Origin of the sequence: Streptomyces sp. NBC_01384 (assembly GCF_045040035.1) — a bacterium.
In the GTDB taxonomy this organism is placed as follows: Bacteria; Actinomycetota; Actinomycetes; order Streptomycetales; family Streptomycetaceae; genus Streptomyces.
In genome coordinates, this window is sequence record NZ_CP109559.1 from 10,276,178 (window position 1) to 10,289,236 (window position 13,059).

The 13,059-nt window shown below is 70.5% G+C and carries 14 protein-coding genes, 1 tRNA gene and 1 pseudogene; 10 read left to right on the forward strand and 6 right to left on the reverse strand.

All coding sequences use genetic code 11. The annotated features are described in order from the left end of the window. The first annotated feature begins 3 nt into the window (after positions 1-3). Genes OG747_RS46800 through OG747_RS46810 form a run of 3 tightly spaced genes read left to right on the forward strand, consistent with a single transcriptional unit; the run spans position 4 to position 2,589 of the window. Positions 4-1,215 (forward strand): hypothetical protein, encoded by a 1,212-nt coding sequence (locus OG747_RS46800; RefSeq protein WP_405876672.1) that lies wholly within the window; start codon positions 4-6, stop codon positions 1,213-1,215. Beyond that, positions 1,212-1,955, forward strand: a complete 744-nt coding sequence (locus OG747_RS46805; RefSeq protein WP_405876670.1) for a DUF6182 family protein — start codon at positions 1,212-1,214, stop codon at positions 1,953-1,955. The genes OG747_RS46800 and OG747_RS46805 overlap by 4 nt, the downstream gene beginning before the upstream one ends. Continuing rightward, positions 1,948-2,589 (forward strand): LysR substrate-binding domain-containing protein, encoded by a 642-nt coding sequence (locus tag OG747_RS46810; protein ID WP_405876668.1) that lies wholly within the window; start codon positions 1,948-1,950, stop codon positions 2,587-2,589. Before OG747_RS46805 ends, OG747_RS46810 begins: the two co-directional genes overlap by 8 nt. Positions 2,590-2,619: 30 nt before the next feature. Here the strand turns inward: OG747_RS46810 and OG747_RS46815 are convergent, their stop codons facing one another. Then, positions 2,620-3,726 carry a PP2C family protein-serine/threonine phosphatase gene (locus OG747_RS46815; RefSeq protein ID WP_405885392.1) on the reverse strand — a complete coding sequence of 369 codons (1,107 nt, stop codon included), beginning with the start codon at positions 3,724-3,726 and terminating at the stop codon, positions 2,620-2,622. 600 nt (positions 3,727-4,326) lie between these two features. Between OG747_RS46815 and OG747_RS46820 the strand changes: the two genes are divergently transcribed. Both OG747_RS46820 and OG747_RS46825 read left to right on the forward strand, forming a co-directional pair. After that, positions 4,327-4,403 (forward strand) — tRNA-Met (locus OG747_RS46820). Between the two features lie 174 nt (positions 4,404-4,577). Then, positions 4,578-5,042, forward strand: coding sequence for a DUF5990 family protein (locus tag OG747_RS46825; RefSeq protein WP_405876666.1), 465 nt, complete (start codon positions 4,578-4,580; stop codon positions 5,040-5,042). 59 nt (positions 5,043-5,101) lie between these two features. Here the strand turns inward: OG747_RS46825 and OG747_RS46830 are convergent. After that, positions 5,102-5,287: pseudogene (locus OG747_RS46830) on the reverse strand (radical SAM protein); the annotation flags it as partial. Positions 5,288-6,003: 716 nt separating this feature from the next. Here OG747_RS46830 and OG747_RS46835 point away from each other — a divergent pair. Then, the gene (locus tag OG747_RS46835; protein ID WP_405876664.1) at positions 6,004-6,609 is read left to right on the forward strand and encodes a lamin tail domain-containing protein; all 606 of its coding nucleotides are present in this window, start codon (positions 6,004-6,006) and stop codon (positions 6,607-6,609) included. A gap of 539 nt (positions 6,610-7,148) precedes the next feature. Here OG747_RS46835 and OG747_RS46840 read toward each other — a convergent pair. Next, on the reverse strand, positions 7,149-7,478 hold the full coding sequence (locus tag OG747_RS46840; RefSeq protein ID WP_405885391.1) for an antibiotic biosynthesis monooxygenase family protein: 330 nt from the start codon (positions 7,476-7,478) through the stop codon (positions 7,149-7,151). 560 nt (positions 7,479-8,038) lie between these two features. Here OG747_RS46840 and OG747_RS46845 point away from each other — a divergent pair. The 4 genes from OG747_RS46845 (at position 8,039) to OG747_RS46860 (ending at position 10,125) form a co-directional block, all read left to right on the forward strand. Further along, entirely contained in the window at positions 8,039-8,614 is a 576-nt protein-coding gene (locus OG747_RS46845) for a hypothetical protein (RefSeq protein WP_405876662.1), read from the forward strand. Between the two features lie 83 nt (positions 8,615-8,697). Next, the gene (locus OG747_RS46850) at positions 8,698-8,964 is read left to right on the forward strand and encodes a hypothetical protein (RefSeq protein ID WP_405876660.1); all 267 of its coding nucleotides are present in this window, start codon (positions 8,698-8,700) and stop codon (positions 8,962-8,964) included. Between the two features lie 228 nt (positions 8,965-9,192). Continuing rightward, the gene (locus OG747_RS46855; RefSeq protein ID WP_405876658.1) at positions 9,193-9,567 is read left to right on the forward strand and encodes a hypothetical protein; all 375 of its coding nucleotides are present in this window, start codon (positions 9,193-9,195) and stop codon (positions 9,565-9,567) included. Positions 9,568-9,765: 198 nt separating this feature from the next. Continuing rightward, complete coding sequence (locus OG747_RS46860) at positions 9,766-10,125, forward strand: ArsR/SmtB family transcription factor (RefSeq protein WP_405876656.1); 360 nt, start codon at positions 9,766-9,768, stop codon at positions 10,123-10,125. Between the two features lie 449 nt (positions 10,126-10,574). On the opposite strand, the gene OG747_RS46865 is transcribed toward OG747_RS46860, so the two are convergent. The 3 genes from OG747_RS46865 to OG747_RS46875 form a co-directional block, all read right to left on the reverse strand. Then, positions 10,575-10,703: a hypothetical protein gene (locus OG747_RS46865; RefSeq protein ID WP_405876654.1), complete on the reverse strand. Its 129-nt coding sequence runs from the start codon at positions 10,701-10,703 to the stop codon at positions 10,575-10,577. A gap of 91 nt (positions 10,704-10,794) precedes the next feature. Continuing rightward, complete coding sequence (locus OG747_RS46870; protein WP_405876652.1) at positions 10,795-11,535, reverse strand: SDR family NAD(P)-dependent oxidoreductase; 741 nt, start codon at positions 11,533-11,535, stop codon at positions 10,795-10,797. 577 nt (positions 11,536-12,112) lie between these two features. Continuing rightward, complete coding sequence (locus OG747_RS46875) at positions 12,113-12,949, reverse strand: hypothetical protein (RefSeq protein WP_405876650.1); 837 nt, start codon at positions 12,947-12,949, stop codon at positions 12,113-12,115. Between the last annotated feature and the right edge of the window lie 110 nt (positions 12,950-13,059).

Genomic DNA, 13,059 nt, shown 5'->3' on the forward strand with positions numbered 1-13,059 from the left:
CCGGTGCCTGCCCTCCGAACGACCGAGACACTCACCCACCGCGCCACCCCGGTACACGGCGCCACCCACCCCGGGACCACGGACACACCCGCCCGCTCTGCCCGGCGCCGAGTGCTGCTCGCCCCGATCACCGTCACCCCGTCCAAGCCACTGACCCCCAGCCACCTCAAGGGGCTGCTGTGGACCGACGCGATGTACCGGGCCACCGCCCGGCTCGCCGACGCCGACGTCACCTACCGCTACAGCCCGACCACCTACCACCCCACCGAACAGACCCTCGGCTTCTGGGAGTACCTGGACCGCACCCGCGGCGACACGGACTACGCGGCACTGTCCGAGGAACAGATCGGCGAGCTGTACGTCGGCTACCGGGCCGAGGAGACACGGGCCGGCGCCGCGGTCCTGCGACCGTACGCCGACGCGGTCGAGCACCACGGCTGGGTGCACCCGGCCAGTTCCCGGGTGCTGGAACTGTGGGCGGCGCACTACGCCCGCCTGGGCATGCACGACCCCGGCCTGCTCGCCCACCAGCCGCCCGAACTGGGCCTGGAGGAGATGCTCGAGAAGCTCGCCGGCCTCGGCATGTGCCTGGACCTGCGCGCCTACGGCAGCCCGGTCTTCCTCGACGCCACACGCCACGGCCTGCCGCTGCGCCAGATCGTCGACCGGGAGGGCCGCCCGAACTACCTCGCCTGCGCGCTGCGCGAACTGCTCCCGCTGGCCCCGCGGTTCGACGAGATCGTCCTCCTGTACGACCGTGAACTGGAGGCCGACTACCGGCTGCTGGAGCGCACCCTGTCCGCGTTCGGCGCCACCGTCTGCCGGGTCACCCTCGGCCGGGTCCCCATCGACGGGACCATCCGCTCCGCGCGCCACGGCGACTGGCACGACCATACGGCCGGCGCCCTGCTGGGCCGGGCCGCCGCGGAGTACGACGACCCGGTGCTGCGCCTGGGCATGCGGCTGTACTTCATCGCGGTGCTGGGGCCCGGCCAGCAGCAGTCCTTCCGCCACGAGGTGCTGCGGCAGAGCCTGACCCGTGCCGCCCGGTTGCTGTCGGGCGGCCGGGAGACCGACCCGGCCCCGCTGCCCGAAGTGCTCGCACGCCACCGTGGCGACCGCCTCCACGTCAACCCCTACCGGGTGACCTCCAGCCTGCTCGCCCGACACCGCCCGGCCCCCAGCCGTGAACTGCTCACGGCGGTGTACCTGTGAGCGTCTCCCAGGAATTCCTGCGCACCGAGGTCGCCGGGCGCATCCGTGCCGCCCGGCCGGACCTGGCCGCGCGCTTCGACCTGCCGACCCCCGACGGGCTGCTGGCCGCCCAGCGGGAGATCACCCGCGCGGCCCAGGACGCCCAGGTGCTGGCGGTGTGCGTGCTGCGCGGCTTCGACCTGCCCAGATGGCTGCGCGACACCTGCGCATTCGCCCACGGCATCGATCCCGCAGCGGCCGCCGCCTGGCGCCGCGACTTCACCCGCACCGTCTTCCTGGCCGGCAACCCGGACAACCTCGACGAGCGATTCACCTTCGGCCATACCGCCGCCGACGGCTCGGCCGCCTGGCTCGGCCCGGCACCGGCCGAGGACACCGCCGCCCTGCGCCGGCTGCTCAAGCTCTTCGACGGGACGGCCGAACTGCCCACCCGCCCTCCCGCTGTGGTGCGGGTCCTGGAGGACCAGGACCCCGCAGGACGCACGCCCCTCCGGCGCGAACTGCATGTCGCCACCGCCCAAGTGACCGTCGCCGACTGCCTGGTCCACCTCAACCACCTGCTCGTGGAGGCCGTCCTCGACGGGATCATCGGCCCCGGCGACCAACTGACCCTCCGCCAGGCACCCGCACTGCCCGGACTGCCCGGACCGTTCGCGGCCCTGCGCGCCACCGGCCTGCCGGACCGCCCCCACCAGCTGCGCGCCTACGCCGCTCTCACCGAGGAGGCACACGATGTCTGACCCCGCCACCGGCCCCATCCGCCTCGGCTACCCCAGCTCCCCGCAGACCGCGCTGGACATCCTCGCCTCCGCGGGCCTCACCGGGGATCAGGCGGTGCTGGCACCCTACGACCTCGCCGACCCGTTCTCGGCGCTGCGCGGCGGCGAACTGGACGTGCTCGTGGTCAAGTTCGGCCCCCAGGAGAGCGACCTGGCCACGAGCACGGTGCTGGGCCTCGAGCCGCGCGCCGCCGTGGTGGGCGCGGGCCATCCGCTCGCCGGCCGCGACTCGGTCTCCCTCGAGGAGCTCGCCGACTACGAGGCCTTCGAACGCCCCGGAGCCTTCCCCGAGTACCTGTGGGACCAGATCGTGCCGCGCCGCACCCCGCGGGGCCGCACGATCCACCGCGGCCACCGGGTGGACACCATCGCGGAGATGATGGCGCTGGTCATGAACGCCGGCGCGGTGCACATCTCGGTGGCCTCACTGGCCGATGTGGCGCCGCCGGCCATCCGGATCATTCCGATCCACGACCTGCCGCCCACCCAGGTCCGCCTGGCCTGGCGCCGCGGCGCCGGGCTGCCCCCGCAGGTGGCGGGATTCATCGCGGCGGCCCAGGCCGCGGCAGCGGCACCGGTGGCCGCCGGGCGGTGAGCCGGGGCCCAGCCGGGCCGGGTCACCCGCTCATTCCCGCGTCGATGGTCCGTGATGCCCGGGCGCCGAGGGCTCAACGGGCGCGTGACAGACGACGAGAGCGGCCGTGTCGTCCTGGAGACGGCCGGCGCTGTAGTCGAGGAGATCGTGATGGAGACGGTCGAGGAGCTCCCGGGGCGGGAGGAGACCCCAGGAGCGGACCCGCTGAACGAGGGGATAGAAAGAGCCGTCCCGGGCGCGTGTTTCGGTGACGCCGTCGGTGTACAGCAGGAGCTGGTCGCCGGGGCGGAAGGCATGTTCATCGACGTGGTAGGGCTCCCCGACGAGCACGCCGAGGTTGAGGGGCGGTGAGGACTGGGCGGTTTCCAGTTCGGTGACTTCGGCGGCGCTGATGAGCAAGGGCGGCGGGTGGCCGCAGTTGACGATCCGCACGACACGGTCGGGGGCCACGATTTCCGCGAAGACCGCGGTGACGAAGCGCTCACCCATGTCGCTCCCGGGCAGGGCGGCACGCCGGGTCATGCTGGTCTCCACCCGGCCGGCCAGGGCGGCGAGGTCGGGTTCGTCGTGGGCGGCTTCGCGGAAGGCGCCGAGCAGGGCGGCGGCGGTCTCCACGGCGAGAAGGCCCTTGCCCCGGACGTCGCCGATCAGAAGCCGGATGCCGTGCACGGTGGGCACGGCCTCGTAGAGGTCGCCCCCGATGTGCGCCTCCGCGTCGGCGGAGAGGTAGAAGCTCTCCACCAGAATGTCACCGATACGGTGAGGAAGCGGCCTGAGCAGCACACGCTGGGCGATCTCGGCCACGAAGCGCACGGTGGCCAGCGTGCGTTCCCGCCGTGTCCGGCTGACAGCCAGGATGGTTCCCAGGGCGCCGATCAAGGCGGTGCAGAAATAGGCGGCCACGTAATGGCGGTCCCACAGATAGCCGACGGAACGTCCCGCACAGCACGCGGTGCCGGCCAGCACCGCCTCGAACGCGACAGCGAACACGGTGACGCCGATGACGTCGATGGGGCCGTGGGCGAACGCGGCCACCAGCGGAAGAGCGATCAGCATGAAGCTCACCGGCCACTGCACCGGCGTGATGGGCTCGAGCGCCAGGACAGCCGCGACGTAGAAAAGAGGCAGCCAGCGCATCCACACGGCCGGTGCCGGCAGCGGGCGGCCCGCACCGCCCGGCTGCGGCCTGCGGCCCGGCCACCTCACAGCACCCTACGACGCCGCGCGAGCAACAGGACCACGGACGCCGCCCGAGCAGGGGAGCGGACCGAGGGCAGGCATGCGAGCGGACGACACGACTGACGGCTCGTTCGATGCGGCCTGTACACACGGAACTCCTGGCACCCGATTCCGGCAAGACGCCCAGCCTCCTGCGCCTCGCTACGCCATACCACTCATTGCTCCACTCAACGGCATGTCAAGAACCCGAGCATGACGCCGGCGCCCCCGCGCTCACCCCTCGACGGCCCTTGAGCCCGCGCAGGACAGGCTCGTCGCCGGTGAGCCGGAAAGCCGGCTGCCCGGGCGACGGCCGTACTCGGGGCGTTTCCCGTCTCGACGCGCAGCAGTACCCGCCTTGCGCCCAGCCGGCGAGAGACGCAGTCCGCCATCACCCGGACGGCTCACGAGGCCGGCCCCTGCCGCCGGCGGTCCCTGCCGATGCCGTGAGCGAGCCCGACGTCCCGCGAGATGGTCTCCGGCACACCCTGAGATGGCGTAGAGTTGCAAACACAACGACGCGGGGTGGAGCAGCTCGGTAGCTCGCTGGGCTCATAACCCAGAGGTCGCAGGTTCAAATCCTGTCCCCGCTACCAATGAAGAGGGCCCGGATCAGATCCACATGATCCGGGCCCTCTTCCATTCCTGGGGCCGATCCCTGCCTCGGGCTGCTGACCGGCATCCGCCCCGGCCACCGGACGACTCCCCCTCGACCCTGTGGGCTCCCCGACGACGCACCAGGCTCGGACGACGGCGGGATGATGGCCGGTATGCGTATCCGTATCGACGCCGTCGACCTGCCCGGCCTCACCTGTCCGGCCCCCTCCGACCGCGATGTCCCCGCGTACGGCAACATCCATGTCGCGGTGCAACGCCGCGACCGTCCGGCCGAACTCCTCGGGCCGCAGCCCGGCGACGCCACGTCCGCAACCTGGACCCTGGAGTGCACGACGGTCGCCTCGCCCACGGGTACCGAGGTGAAAGGCCCCTATGTACAGGACCGTCTGGGCCGCCGGTTCATCTACCTGTCGTGGGGCACGGTCGACGAGGCGGGCGTCTTCTCCATGTTCCGCCGCGCCAAGCTCATGCTCGACGCCGTCCCCGCCGAGGTGCTCGCCGCCGCCCGGGAGGGTCTGCTGGTCGCACGCCTCGGCCTGACCGACGCACGCGGCAACCCCCTGTGCGCGCGGGTCGTGCCCCCGCACATCACCTGGACCGCCGAACCGGCGAGCTAGCGGTCGCTCAGGGCGTCGACGCCCTGAGCGACCGGACGGCGGTGCGGGCCAGGTGACCGTCAGCCGGGGCCCGCACCGGACGTGAGAGGCACCACGGGCAGGAGCGGGCGGTCCGGGAGAGCCCGCGGAACGCGCTCCAGGATGCCGCCCGCGAACACGTCGTACAGCGGCAGGGTCTCCAGGTGCACATATCCGATGTGGCAGTCGCACACCGGGCGGGGGCAGGCCCGCGGTGGCGGCGCAGCCGGTGCTGCTGGGCGAGGACACCGGCCGCGCGGAACATGCCCCCGGCTCCCAGGGCGGTGATGGTGCCGTCGTCGTGGAGACGGGCGGCCCCGGCACTGAGCAGGGTGTTCAGCCCCCAGTCCACGCCGAGCGCGACCGTGTGCCCCATGCGGGCGGTCTTGGGAACGGCGTGGGTGTAGGCGAGATCCGCTCGCACGCGCCCCTCGCGGACGCGCAGGGTGGGCAGGTGCAGCACCGCCGAGGGAAACACGTGAGCGTTGGAGACCCTTGATCAGGAAGCCGAGCAGATTCTCCGCGCCGTAAACGGCCGGCCACCCAGGGGGACCCGCTCCGCCCCGTACAGCCCAGCGTTGACGCGGCCGGCGGGTATGAACGGACACGGTACTGGGGCCAAGTGACTGTGATCCACTTTCGGGTGACGGTCCGGGCGAGTGCGGCACGGTGCGCCCTGGTGAGCATCCGGCGGGGACCTGTGCCTGCAAGGGCACGGAGCCTGACAGACCACCAAGCTGGTGCGTTCAATTCATAAATGGACAGTGCAGGCGAGTGTCACAACGATGTCGGCAATTCGCAACACGGGTCGCATATCACCCAGATCGCTATGAACTGGGGGCAATGTGTGGGCATCGGCCAGCCGGCCGCACACCCGCACCCGCATCCCGTGCACGGACCGAGTCGGCCGTCCACGGGATGCCGGCACCCTCAGGAGGACTTTGTGCCCGCTTCTGCGTCTGTGACCGCCCGTCGTCTCGCCGCCGCCATGCTGACGGTGGCGGCGGTGGCAGGGTCGGCCGCGCTGCCGGCTTTTGCGGCCGACCACTCCTCACGCCGTGGGGCCGTGGAGATCAGCAACGTCCAGTACAACTTCCCGGGCCGTGACATCCGCTCCAACCAGTCGCTGAACAGAGAGTGGGCGGAGGTCACCAACACCGCCCGCCGCGCGGTGAACCTGGACCGCTGGACGCTGTCGGACCGCGACGGCCACACCTACACCTTCCGCCACTACCGGCTGGACGGAGGCTCCACCGTCCGCGTCCACACCGGCATCGGCCACGACGCCCTCGGCGACGTCTACCAGGACCGCCGCACCCGTGTGTGGGACGACCGCGCCGACACCGCCACCCTGCGCGACGAGGACGGCCGACTCGTCGACGAAGTCTCCTGGGGCGGCCGCCGCCACGGCGACCACGACGGTGATCACCAAAGTGACCGTGGCGGCCGTCTCGGCGGTGACCACCGGGATGGACGCGGCGACCGTCACGGCGACGAGCGCGGCGACCGTTACGACGACGGTGCCGGCCGTCACGACGGCCGTCACTGACTCACTTCTTCCGGTGACCGTCCAGCCGGACACCGGAAGTGGCCGGACAGCGGAAAGATGACTGCCTGGCGGCGCGCGGCGGCCCACCCGATCGCGGCGCGCCGCCCGCTGATTTCGGGCGCTTGCAGCTGCGCTATCATTGATCTTGAGCTTCCCGCCCGGACTTCCGGCGGTGAGCCCGGCGTTGGTGGTCCAAGGAAAGACGTCCCGCTTCCTGCGGGGAGATGCAGGTGCAAGGCCTGCCCGGCGCTCCACACAGGCCCGCCTCCGGAATACCGGAGGCGGGTTTTTCGTGCGATCACGGGATCAAGCGGTGGCGGCGGTAACGGACGCGGGAGCAGCTTGGTTCCGCCGTCGGCGGTGAGTTCATCCCCGGGCGGAGGCGTGGCCCCGGCAGTCCTTTGACGGTATGCCGCAGGCGTGACGAAACGCGCGGCCGAAGCCGGCGGCTCACGGGAAGTCGGCACGCCGCCGCTGCTTCGTCGCCCCCTGCCCGGGGCCGAGACGCTCCCGTACTCCTGTCGCCCGCGACGACCTGCCTACGAGCTCGTCGGCGCCGCCTGCTGCACGACCTCGAAGGACCACAGCGTGGACCCGCTCGCCGCCGGCTTGGGACGCTCGCCGCTCTGCGCGTCACCACCCTGGTGGGCCGCCTTCATGGGGCCCTCCATCCAGGCCTGGAAGGACTCCTCGTCACGCCACCGCGTGTAGACGAGGTAGCTGTCGGTGCCTTCGACGGGGCGGAGCAGTTCGAACCACTCGAACCCGTCGGAGCTCTCCACGGCATGGGCACGGGAGGCGAAGCGCTTCTCCAGCGTCTCCCGCTGCTCGGTGGGGACGGCCAGTACGTTGATCTTGACTACGCTCATGACCCCATCCTGCCGCACAGCGGTCGGCAGACGAGGAGCGGCTCGTACATCAGGCGTCTGCGCGGCGCGCCGCCCGGAGCGGCCCCGCCGGAAGTCTCCGGCCGACGTGGTCACCCGGTCTTGGCCACCTCGACGTTGACCCGGCGCCCCGTGGAGTTCCTCCAGGACCGACTCCGGTGTGCGGTCGTCGTCGATGACAAGGCCGAAGTCGGTGAGCGGGGCCAGGGCGTGCAGGGCGCGGCGTTCGGATTTGGTGTGGCCGACGTAGCGGAGCCGCGTGCTCGTCACACGCCCCTGCCCGCTGCCGGCCGACAGCTCCTGCGAGTCGCGGCAGGCACTGACGCCGTAAGCCGCCGCCACGTCGTGACCAGGAGACGGCGGCGGTATGACGCCATGGCGTCATGACGCCGGGAGAGCTCGTGCGCTGCGATCCGGTCGTTTTGGGCAACGGCCCCTCGCCGACGCGCGACCTGCGGCATTCTCGGAACGCAGAGTGCACGGGCGCTCCGGGCGATGCCCGGCCGCCGTCTTCGTCCAACGGCAGGGAGGATGCGGGAACAGTGGGATGGAGGACGGAGGAGTTCGGGGAGTCCCATGAGGGCATCGCGGGAGCGGTCCTCGCCGATGGCAGTGAACCCGGGCCCGTGTACCTGGACGTGGGCAGCGGCAGTGCGGGACACACCACGAGCGAGTGGTGGGCGTACAACGGCCGGTTGCGCCGTCCGCGAGCGGCCGCGTACCGGGCGGCCTGCGCGTGCGGCTGGCGCGGCACGTGCTACCCGATCGACCGGGACCTGATGGAAGACGACCGCCTGGAGGACCTGGACACCTCCGGCCCGTACGACGACTGGTGGGAGCACATCAGCGCCGTCGAACGCCAGACAGTGCCGCTGCCCGCCGGACTCACCGAGGTGATGGACCGGCTGGAGGACCGGTTGGTCGCGCTCGCCGAACAGGCCCCGGTTGCCGCACTCCTGGCGGTGGCCCGGCTGGAGCGCCTTGCCGAATCCGTCGGCCGCGAGGCCGCCTACGGGGCCGAGGCAGACGAGCTGTCGAGCGAGACGATCGGCAAGGCGCTCGGACTCAGCCCGGACAAAGCCCGCTCCCGCCTCACCCGCTACCTCCTGCGCCGTTGAATCCTTCCTGCGAACCAGCTGCGCACCACCCGCCCGGTGCACGCGATGATCCGCTGTCAGTGCCGGGTGCGATCGTGCAGGTCATGGATGAGCTGGAGTTCATGCGGGGCCGTGTCTACGGGGCCGACCACGACGACGCCGGCCCCCGGCCGGGGCGCGTGTACGCGCAACTGGTGGGTGGCCCGTTGGACGGCCTGCTCCTGGACGTCACCGGCTGGAGCGACCAGCAGCGTGCCGACGGCGCCGCCCTGCCGACAGAGATAGGCCGCTACGGTCCCGGAGGCCGCGCCCTGTACGCGCAACGCCCCGGGGAGCGGCGGCACTTCGACTGGGAGGGCGACACCACGTAACCCGGGCCCGGCCCGAACCCGACGCCAATGACACACCAGCCCCCGGTCAGAGGTGGGAAGAGGCTCAGTAGCAGTCGAAAAAGGGTTCTTGCGTGCGCATGTCCGATCACCGGGTGTCAGCCTCGAAGATGCTCAGCCGGTGCCTCGGGTGTACGCATACGGTGCGGTTACGCGGCGGGACAGGCGTTGTCGGCCCCGCCGCGCAGCCGATAACCAAGGGGAGGCGCTATGGCGAGTGTGGAAGTGTCACTGAAGGAAATGATGACCGCGGTCGAGGGGGCGGTGGGGGCGGCCGTCGTCGACTACACCAGCGGCATGGCGCTGGGCACGCTGGGCGGGGGCAAGGACCTGGACCTCACGATCGCCTCCGCCGGCAATACGGATGTCGTCCGCGCGAAGGTGCGCACCATGGAGCAGCTGGGTCTCAAGAGCCGGATCGAGGACATCCTGATCACCCTCAATTCTCAGTACCACCTCCTGCGACTGGTCACCGGACGCAACGGCAATGGCCTGTTCCTCTACCTCGTGCTCGACAAGGCGCGTTCGAACCTGGCGATGGCCCGCCACCAACTCAAGCGTGTCGAGGAGCAGCTGGAAATCTAGGCCGGCCGGAGCCTTCGGCTGACGCGCGCCCATGATGTGAAGACTTCTTCAAGTCACCACATCAGCATGATTCCAATAGGTGGATGCGCGTGGCCGCGGGCGAGAAGGATCGGTACCGACGGACACATCCTGCGGCGGCGCCTTCCGGGCGTCGCCGCACCGTGACGACCATCCCCACGCGGCAGGGAGCGAGCACCGATGCGGGTCCCCCTCTACCAGGCCAAGGCGGAGTTCTTCCGCATGCTCGGACACCCCGTGCGCATCAGGGTCCTGGAACTGCTGCAGCATGGCCCCGTTCCGGTGCGGGACCTGCTCGCCGACATCGAGATCGAGCCGTCCAGCCTGTCGCAGCAACTGGCCGTCCTGCGTCGTTCCGGCATCGTGGTGTCCATCCGGGAGGGCTCCACCGTCAGCTACGCGCTGGCCGGCGGTGACGTCGCAGAGCTCCTGTGCTCGGCCCGCCGCATTCTCACCGAGCTGCTGGCCGGGCAGAACGAACTGCTGGTCGAACTGCGGCAGAACGACACGTCTTTGCCGCCGGTGCCCTCCAACGGCTGAAGGCTGCCGTACGCGGGGTCCATGGCGGCCGGCGCATTCGCCCGGCCGGGCCGCCCGCGCCCGGAACGCCTGACGTTTTACGGGCGGGTTGGTCCGTCGGCAAGCCCAACCGGCTTGACGAACCTCCCCGGCCTTCACGCCGGGGAGGAGTCACCTGACTACTCCGCAGTCGCTCACTTGTCGCTCGAAACTCAAACGGTCACCCTCGCTTGCACAGCTTGCTCATGTCGAACCCCCGGCGGGCCTTTTGGCGGACGGAGAGGAACGTCGTCCGGCTGCCGCTCACCTACGCCCGCAGCGCCACCCTGGCGACGTGCCCGCTTCCGATCCGATCGATAACCAGGCAGGAACAACGGACAGTTGAAAACCCTCTCCATTGATCTCGTCGGCCCGCGGTCCGGTCGGCAACTGAGGCACGGGCCGCGCCGGGGCGACGTCTGCAGGCCACTTCACATGGTCAGCCTGCGGCCGCCGGGGTATGGGTAGCACCGCACGGCGCGAGCCCGGACGCGCTGCGCGAACCGGGCTCTCCACTGGATCCGGGCGAGGACGGTGGGACCCAGATCCATCGCGGTCATCGTCTTTTCCTTCGCTCAGGATCTGCCTGCAAGCCGGTACCGGGCGGCCGTGGGGCAGTCGCCTGATGGCAGGACAAGCGACGTGATGACGTCAGCCGATGGCGAGCTGGCCACCACGGGCTTCAAGGACGGTGCCGGTGACGTAGCTGGCCCGGGAGGAAACAAGGAAGAGGACTGCCTCGGCGATCTCTTCGGGCTCCGCGGCGCGTCCCAAGACGGTGGTCCGCCCAATCATCTGGAGGGCCTCCTCGCCCATGTCCGCGCTCCCGGGGGTACGGACGGGGCCGCAGGCCACAGCGTTCACGCGGACGCCCTGCGCGCCGAACTCCGCGGCCCACACGCGAGTCAGAAGTTCGAGGGCTGCTTTGGAAGCCCCGTAGGCCGCTGCGCCCTGAGCCGGAGTGGTGGCCGCCAACGTGCTCAGATTGATGATGACGCCATGTCCCCGTGCGGTCATCCCCGGGGCGAGCGCGCCGACCAGCAGTAGTGGAGCCCGTGTGTTGATGGCCATATGGGTGTCGAACATCCCGGCTGTGGTGTTCGGGGTGCTGGCGAACTGATAGATGCCCGCGTTGTTGACCAGAACATCCACCTCGCCGGCTTCAGCGGCGAGGCGCAGCACGTCGTCGGGATCGGCCAGGTCGGCGGCGACGAACCGGGCGGTTCCGCCCGCGGCGGCGATGGTGCCCACCGTCTCGGCTCCGCGGTGCTCGTCCCGCCCGTGGACGATGACCGTGGCACCCAGCGTGGCCAGGCGGCCGGCGATGGCCTGGCCGATGCCGGCGGTGGCGCCGGTGACGAGGGCGGTGGATCCCGACAGTTCCGCGCTCACAGAGGCTCCTTGTGTCGGTCAGGACGTGCGGCGGTGCCGGCGCCGTCCTTCTTGTGATGCGACACCGGCGGACGGCCCCTGATGCCCGGTCGGCCCGCTGCGGCCGAGCCGGCCACCGTCCGTGTTCGATGTGTATCTCATCTCCCTGGCCTTGGACGCGGGGCTCGCCGTCATGAGGCCGAAAGGGCGTCTTCGTCGCGCGGCCGCGGGAGGACCGGCGTGCGCGTGAGGGCCGATGCCTGATCAACGCACCGGCAGGCTCCTGTGAGGGAGGACGCGGTGGAGTCCGCCCCGGCTCCGGCTGCCCAGCACGGTCCGTTGCGTGAACAGCCGTCGGTCGAGGGCCAGTTGCTCGGCCTCCCAAGCCGCCGGCACGTCGTTGATGCGACCCCGATGCCAGGTCGGTTCCCGTCCGAGGGCGATGGCGTTGCAGGCGGCCTGGGAGGTGGTGCTGGTTGTCGCAGGGGGAGTGGGACAGAAGGTGGCATCTCCCGTCAGGCCCGTGCGCCCGAACATCATGCGGTCCACCAAGAGGGCGCTCAGGTCGTGTCCGGCCGATCATGTGATGCCGCGGTCCTCACGTAACGCGAGGCATGCGGATGTTGCCGTACTTCGGGTTCGGCTCCTCGCGCACCACCTGGGCCAGCGCGGGTCCGCTGATCTCTCCTGGGCATCCCTGCGGCGGGTGGCCAGGTATGTCGCGGACCTTGTAGTAGACGCACACCAGCCGGTATTCGCCCGGCCCCCAGGATCCGCCGCCGTACGGCACCATCTGCTTATTGCAGACCGGGCACCGCGTCTGCGGCCGCACCAGCACCCTGGGTTCGCTGAAGACGTGCGGCAGGCGCTGGTCGGTGATGGCCTGCCGCGGCAGGGACAGACCATAGTACTCGCCCATGATCCGGTACACGTCCGACATCGTCACATCGTCGGACTCATCGTCTCTGTGGACGCGGTCGGAGAGCACGACGAATCCGCCCTCGGCGACCAAGCGGCGGGTGAGCGGGTGGTCTGTCTCGTTGGTGTTGTACTCCCAGAACATCCAATCGTGCTTCCCGTCCACGCTGACGCTGATGATCGGCGGGTCCATGGTGCTGTCCCAGATACTGACGACGGTGTGCTTCGACCACATGTCCCTGCCCGGGGCGAGCCGGTCTACGCGGTCACGGGCCTCGGGAGACTCGACCGCGAACGCCCAGCCGTTGCCGGTTTCGCCCAGCATCGCGTAGTCGGGCAGGTCCCACGGTCCAGGGGAGAGCTTCAGCATTTCGTGGGCGGTGTCCGGGTCCATGACGGTGCCGGGCTGCGCGCCCAGGTAGACGGCCAGTTCCTCCTGGCCGATCCCTTTCACCATCGTGAGGGAGAAGCCTCCACGGCCCAGCTCGTCGTCTATCCACTCGATTCCGTCACTCATGATCGCGACCCTAGCGGGCAGGTGTGACAGCGGCCCCGGATGTTCTTCACTGCCGAGCCCAGCGGACCGCGCCATCACCCAACCAAGCCAACGAGCAGAGGAGTTGAGCG

Excerpts from the sequence above, each read along its gene's own strand:
- OG747_RS46865 (WP_405876654.1), bottom strand. The coding sequence starts at position 10,703 with ATGACCGCGATGGATCTGGGTCCCACCGTCCTCGCCCGGATCCAGTGG.
- OG747_RS46840 (WP_405885391.1), bottom strand. The coding sequence starts at position 7,478 with ATGAGCGTAGTCAAGATCAACGTACTGGCCGTCCCCACCGAGCAGCGG.
- OG747_RS46855 (WP_405876658.1), top strand. The coding sequence starts at position 9,193 with ATGGCGAGTGTGGAAGTGTCACTGAAGGAAATGATGACCGCGGTCGAG.
- OG747_RS46815 (WP_405885392.1), bottom strand. The coding sequence starts at position 3,726 with ATGCGCTGGCTGCCTCTTTTCTACGTCGCGGCTGTCCTGGCGCTCGAG.
- OG747_RS46825 (WP_405876666.1), top strand. The coding sequence starts at position 4,578 with ATGCGTATCCGTATCGACGCCGTCGACCTGCCCGGCCTCACCTGTCCG.
- OG747_RS46850 (WP_405876660.1), top strand. The coding sequence starts at position 8,698 with ATGGATGAGCTGGAGTTCATGCGGGGCCGTGTCTACGGGGCCGACCAC.
- OG747_RS46810 (WP_405876668.1), top strand. The coding sequence starts at position 1,948 with ATGTCTGACCCCGCCACCGGCCCCATCCGCCTCGGCTACCCCAGCTCC.
- OG747_RS46875 (WP_405876650.1), bottom strand. The coding sequence starts at position 12,949 with ATGAGTGACGGAATCGAGTGGATAGACGACGAGCTGGGCCGTGGAGGC.
- OG747_RS46860 (WP_405876656.1), top strand. The coding sequence starts at position 9,766 with ATGCGGGTCCCCCTCTACCAGGCCAAGGCGGAGTTCTTCCGCATGCTC.